Here is a 5,267-nt window from a genome sequence, read left to right as displayed (position 1 = left end):
GCTTCGGCGACGGCCGGCGCCTTACCGACCTGATCCTGCTGCGCGATCCACGCATGAACCAGCCGGCCAACACCCGGGTCTGGCTGAACGTGCTCCAGCCCGACCGCTGGTTCCACTGCGTCTCGGGCGTGGCGGCCGACACCGAGCGGATGGCCCGCGTCATCACCGGCACGGCCGTGGGTCTGGTTCTTTCAGGGGGCGGCGCACGGGCCTATTGCCACATGGGGGCGATCAAGGCGCTGGAAGAGGCCAGGGTGCCCATCGACTTCGTGGGCGGCGCCTCCATGGGGGCGGTCGTGGCCGCCGGCCCCGCCCTGGGCTGGTCGTTCGAACGGCTGGACTACGAGATCCGCCGCGCCTTCGTCGAGTCCGACCCCCTGTCCGACCTGGCCTTTCCCATCATCGCCATGTCCCGCGCCCGCAAGGTGGCGGGCCTGCTGGAGCGGGCCTATGGCGACATAGATCTGGCCGATCTGGCCCTGCCCTTCTTCGCCGTTTCGTCCAACCTGACCTCGGGTCGCATCGAGGTCCATCGCACCGGCCTGATGCGCCGGGCCATGCGCGCCTCCATCGCCATTCCCGGCGTCCTGCCGCCCGTGGTCATGGACGGCCAGGTGCTGGTCGACGGAGCGGTGCTGAAGAATTTCCCCACCAGCGTGATGCGCCAGTTGAACAGCGGCCCCATCATCGGCGTGGACATGTCCCAGACCCGCGGCGTCGATCCGGCCGCGCTGGAAAATCCGCCCTCCTGGTGGAAATGGGTGCTGTCGGGCGCCTGGAAGGCCGGGCCGCCCATCGTCTCCATCCTGATGCGCTCGGCGACCATCACCACCGACGCGGAAATGGATCAGTCGCGCGCCGCCGCCGACGTCCTGATCCTGCCCAAGATCGGCGGGACCGACATCCGCGACTGGAAAGCCTATAACGAACCGGTCGCTGCGGGATACGAGGCGACCAAGGCGGCGCTGGCGGACCTGCCCTGCCCGGTGGGACGTATCCGCAATCGCCCCGGCTCAGGGGCTATAGCAGCAGGGCCAGAACCGACAGGAGCGTAGCTGTCGCCACGGCGTTCAAGGCCATGCCCAGGCTGGCGAACGCGCCCGCCGTCGCATCGACCTGAAACGCGCGCGCCGCGCCAAATCCGTGGGCCGAGACCCCGATCGCCAGACCGCGTGCGCGGAAATCCCGGATTTTCAGAGCATTGAACAAGGGGGTCGCCGTCATGGCTCCGATCACCCCGGCGATCAGCACAATGACCGCCGCCAAGGCCGGAACCCCGCCCAGTTGCTGGGCGACGGCCATCGCCACCGGGGTCGTCGTCGCCCGCGGCGCGATCGACGCCAGGATTTCACGCGGCGCGCCGAACAAGGTCAGAACACCCACCGCGCTGACCACCGCCGTCGTCGCTCCCGCCGCCAGCGCCAGGCTGATCGGAACAGCCAGCCGCCGGATCAGCGCCCGCTGCGCCCAAACCGGAACCGCCAGGCCCACGACCGCCGGTCCCAGCAGGAAGCTCAACGCCTCAGTCGCGCTCCTGTAGGTGGCGTAGCCGGTGCGGGTGATCAGCAACAGACCGATCAGAACCGGCGTCGCCAGTAGAACCGGATGGCAAAGCGGATGCCTTTCGCTGCGACGCGACAACTGGTCGGCGCCCTCGAACACCACCAGCGTAACCGCCAGCCAGAACAGCGGCGTCGTCATCAAGGCGTTCACGACATCGCCTCCCCGCCCTCTTTGTCCCCTGCGTCTCCAGGCCCAAACCGCGTGACCGCCCACCGGAACACCAGCGCGGTCACCACCATCGTCAGAAGCGTCGAAACCGCAGTGGCCGCCAGAATACCGATCCCGTAGCGGGACAAGGGCTCGCCCTCGTCAATCAGTCCGACCGCCGCTGGCACGAACATGATCGACAGGTGCGCCGTCAGCCACGCCGTCACCGCCTTCAGAGTGGGCCGCTCGCGCGGGACCAGCGCCAGCCAGCCCAGCAGCAGAACCAGACCGATAACGGACCCCGGAAGCGGCAGACCCGTCACCCTGTGGATCACCTCGCCCATCAACTGGCAGGTCATCAGAAGGGCTATGGCGGCGAGCATGGTCACAGCGGCGCGCAGGCCTGCTCCAGCCAGGCCCGCACCTCGCCCCCGACCAGGGGCCCGACCTTGGCCAGGGTCTCGGCGTGATAGGCGTCGACGTAAGCCCGTTCGGCCGGGGTCAGCAGGTCGACCGCGATCAGTCTGCGGTCGATCGGCGCGAAGGTCAGCTGTTCGAACCCGTGCATCGGCCGCTCGCCGCCCTCGGGAACCACCGCCGGCGTCACCACCTGCAGGGTCTCGATGCGGATGCCCCAATGGCCTTCGCGGTAATAGCCGGGCTCGTTGGACAGGATCATCCCCTCCAGCAGCGGCTGGCTGGTGCCCCATTTGGCGATCCGCTGCGGCCCCTCATGGACCCCCAGATAGGAGCCGACGCCGTGGCCGGTGCCGTGATCATAATCCAGCCCCGCCGCCCACATCGGCGCGCGGGCGATGGCGTCCAGCGCCATGCCGCTGGTCCCCGCCGGGAAGCGGATCGTCGCCATGGCGATATGGGATTTCAGCACCAGGGTGAACTTGTGACGCTGGTCCGCCGTCGGCTCGCCCACCGCCATGGTGCGGGTCACATCGGTCGTCCCGTCCAGATACTGGCCGCCGCCGTCCACCAGCAGCAGAGAGCCGTTTTCGATCCGGCGGATCGTGGCGCCGACCGGCTTGTAATGCGGCAGGGCGCCGTTCGGACCGGCCCCGGCGATGGTGTCGAAGCTCAGGTCCTTCAGCGCCCCGGTCGCCTCGCGGAACCGCTCCAGCGTCTCCACCACCTCGCGTTCGTCCGGCAGGGTCTGCTGGGCCGTCGTATCGACCCAGTGCAGGAAGTTGGCCAGGGCCGCGCCGTCGCGGATATGGGCGCGTCGGCTGCCCTCGATCTCGACCGCATTCTTGGTCGCGCGAGGCAGGGCGCAGGGGTCCGCCGCCCGCACCACCGTCGCTCCCGCCTGCTCCAGCCGGTCGAAATACCAGGCGGACGACAGGGCCGGATCGATCATGACCTTCTTGCCCGCCAGACCGTCCAGCGCCTCGGCCAGCCGTTCGGGCGCCTCCAGCTGGACGTCGTCGCCCAGCCAGGCCGGCAGCTCATTCGTCACCTTGGCCCCGTCCAGGAACAGCCGCGCCCTGCCGTCGGCCTCCAGCACGGCCTGACCGATGGGCAGGGGCGAACGGATCACGTCGCCGCCGCGTACATTGAACAGCCAGGCGATCGACATGGGCGCGGTCAGCACCACGGCCTCGGCGCCGGCGTCGGCCACGGCCTTGCCGATCCGCGCCCGCTTCGCCGCATGGCTTTCGCCGGAATAGACGTCTTCATGAGGAACGACGGGCGCGGTCGGCTGGGCCGGACGATCCGCGCCCCAGGCCTGGTCCAGCGGATTGGCTTCGACCGGCTTCAGCTCGGCCCCGGCCTTCTCCGCCGCCCGCTTCAGGGCGACCAGGGCGTCCGGGCTGTGCAGCTTCGGATCATAGCCGATCACCTGGCCGGGCTTCGCCGTCTCCAGATAGGCGGCGACGTCGTTCAGATCACGCCGTTCGAACAGGGCCGGATCGGTCTGGGCCTTGACCTGGACCGTATAGCGGCCGTCGGTGAACATGCTGGCCCGATCCTGAAACACCACCGCCGCCCCGGCCGAGCCGGTGAAGCCGGTGGCCCAGGCCAGCCGCTCGTTGGCGTCAGGCAGATATTCGTTCTGGTGCTCGTCCTCGTGCGGGATCAGGAAGCCGTCCAGCCCCTGCTTGGCCATCTCGGCGCGCAGCAGCGGCAGGTGTTTGGCCCCAAAGGACGGATCGGTGGTCTCATCGAAGGTCTGGCGCATCGTCTCGTCTCTCGTTCCTCAGCCCATCCGCCGCAGCACCAGGGCGCTCCAGGCGTCGTGATGGATGCGCTTCTCCAGCCGGAAGCCGCGCGACGTATAGGCCGCCGTCACCCGCCGTTCCTGGGTCCGCAACAGGCCCGACAGGATGGCGACCCCACCCAGGCTCAAGGCCATCTTGATGTCCTGCGACAGGGCCACCAGCGGCGGGGCCAGGATATTGGCGAAGACCAGATCATAGGGCCCGTGGCGGCGCACCCGCTGATCGTTCAGGCCCGAGGCGTGGACGAAGCTGGCGTGGGCCTGGTTCAGGGCGGCGTTCTCGTTGGCGATCCGCACCGAGGGGGCGTCGATGTCGGTGCCGACCGCGATCCGGCTGCCGGTCCGCGCCGCCGCGATGGCCAGGACGCCCGTGCCGCAGCCGACGTCCAGCACCCGCTCGAACCGCTCGCGCTTCAGCAGATCGTCGAAGGCTTCCAGACAGCCGACCGTCGTGCCGTGGTGGCCGGTGCCGAAGGCGGCGCCGGCGTCGATCTTCAGATTGACGGCGTTGGGCGGCACTCGTCCCTCGTCATGCGCCCCATAGACGAAGAAGCGCCCGGCCCGCACCGGCGGCAGGCCCGACAAGGACATGGCCAGCCAGTCGGCGTCGGCCAGCTTCTCGACCGTGACGGTGACCGGATAGTCGGCCAGGGTCGCCTTCAGCCCCTCGACCTCCTCGGCCGTGGTCGGGAAGGCGTCGATGCGCCAGATGTTGCGATCCTCGTCCTCCTCCAGGATGGAATAGGTCGCCCCTTCCAGTGTGGGATCGGCGTCGATGGCGGCGGCGGCGGCCTCTGCGTTTTCGCGCGGACCCCGTGCGATTATCTGAACTGCAGACTCGGACATTTTTCAAACACCGCTAAGATGACGAATCACTGCGATCCGGCGCTTCGTCTTCCCGACGCCGCCGGGCTTTTTAACGAACCGAGGGGTCGGGGAATACATGGCCAAGTCACCGTCTACGTCTAAAACTGCGTCGCCGAAGCCGGCGACCGCCGCTTCCAAGCCTAAAGCTGCGCCGAAGTCGAGCGCCGCGAAGGCCGTCGCCGAGAAAACCGTCACGCCCAAGGCCGCCAAGCCCGCCGCCGTGAAGACCGCCGCCGCCAAACCGGCCGCTGCAAAAACACCCGCCAAGACGACCGCGCCCAAGGCCGCTGTCGCCAAGCTGGCCCTTATACACATAAGACGCTGCCGAAGAATTACGCCGGGTTAACCGCGGTGGCGGCCGCATCAATAAAAATAAAAGAAAATTCAGCGCCTTCCATGATGAGACAGCCAGTTAGAAAGGTGACGAGATCAACAGACTAAGCAATGACGGCCACTATAA

At 68.2% G+C, this 5,267-nt stretch carries 6 protein-coding genes; 1 reads left to right on the top strand and 5 read right to left on the bottom strand.

Annotated features, from left to right (window positions below; translation table 11 throughout):
• The coding region (locus ER13_RS15825; protein ID WP_035310805.1) for a patatin-like phospholipase family protein at window positions 1–1,055 on the top strand (1,055 nt) is incomplete at its 5' end.
• Here the strand turns inward: ER13_RS15825 and ER13_RS15820 are convergent.
• From ER13_RS15820 to ER13_RS17770, 5 genes are read right to left on the bottom strand one after another with little or no spacing between them, the layout of a single operon-like run.
• On the bottom strand, window positions 1,021–1,713 hold the full coding sequence (locus ER13_RS15820; RefSeq protein WP_008258778.1) for an LrgB family protein: 693 nt from the start codon (window positions 1,711–1,713) through the stop codon (window positions 1,021–1,023). The genes ER13_RS15825 and ER13_RS15820 overlap by 35 nt on opposite strands.
• Window positions 1,710–2,093 carry a CidA/LrgA family protein gene (locus ER13_RS15815; protein ID WP_035310803.1) on the bottom strand — a complete coding sequence of 128 codons (384 nt, stop codon included), beginning with the start codon at window positions 2,091–2,093 and terminating at the stop codon, window positions 1,710–1,712. The genes ER13_RS15820 and ER13_RS15815 overlap by 4 nt, the downstream gene beginning before the upstream one ends.
• Window positions 2,094–2,095: 2 nt before the next feature.
• Window positions 2,096–3,901 carry an aminopeptidase P family protein gene (locus ER13_RS15810; RefSeq protein ID WP_035310801.1) on the bottom strand — a complete coding sequence of 602 codons (1,806 nt, stop codon included), beginning with the start codon at window positions 3,899–3,901 and terminating at the stop codon, window positions 2,096–2,098.
• Window positions 3,902–3,919: 18 nt separating this feature from the next.
• Entirely contained in the window at window positions 3,920–4,786 is an 867-nt protein-coding gene (locus ER13_RS15805) for a 50S ribosomal protein L11 methyltransferase (protein ID WP_035310799.1), read from the bottom strand.
• Between the two features lie 3 nt (window positions 4,787–4,789).
• Window positions 4,790–5,089 carry a hypothetical protein gene (locus tag ER13_RS17770; RefSeq protein WP_155988183.1) on the bottom strand — a complete coding sequence of 100 codons (300 nt, stop codon included), beginning with the start codon at window positions 5,087–5,089 and terminating at the stop codon, window positions 4,790–4,792.
• Window positions 5,090–5,267 lie beyond the last annotated feature (178 nt).

The organism is Brevundimonas sp. EAKA, from assembly GCF_000698025.1.
Taxonomy (GTDB): Bacteria; Pseudomonadota; Alphaproteobacteria; order Caulobacterales; family Caulobacteraceae; genus Brevundimonas; species Brevundimonas mediterranea_A.
This window is presented reverse-complemented; position numbering and strand designations above follow the sequence as displayed.

Bases quoted from the DNA above. Each gene is read 5' to 3' on its own strand.
- ER13_RS15805 (WP_035310799.1), bottom strand. From the start codon at position 4,786: ATGTCCGAGTCTGCAGTTCAGATAATCGCACGGGGTCCGCGCGAAAAC.
- ER13_RS15815 (WP_035310803.1), bottom strand. From the start codon at position 2,093: ATGCTCGCCGCCATAGCCCTTCTGATGACCTGCCAGTTGATGGGCGAG.
- ER13_RS15810 (WP_035310801.1), bottom strand. From the start codon at position 3,901: ATGCGCCAGACCTTCGATGAGACCACCGATCCGTCCTTTGGGGCCAAA.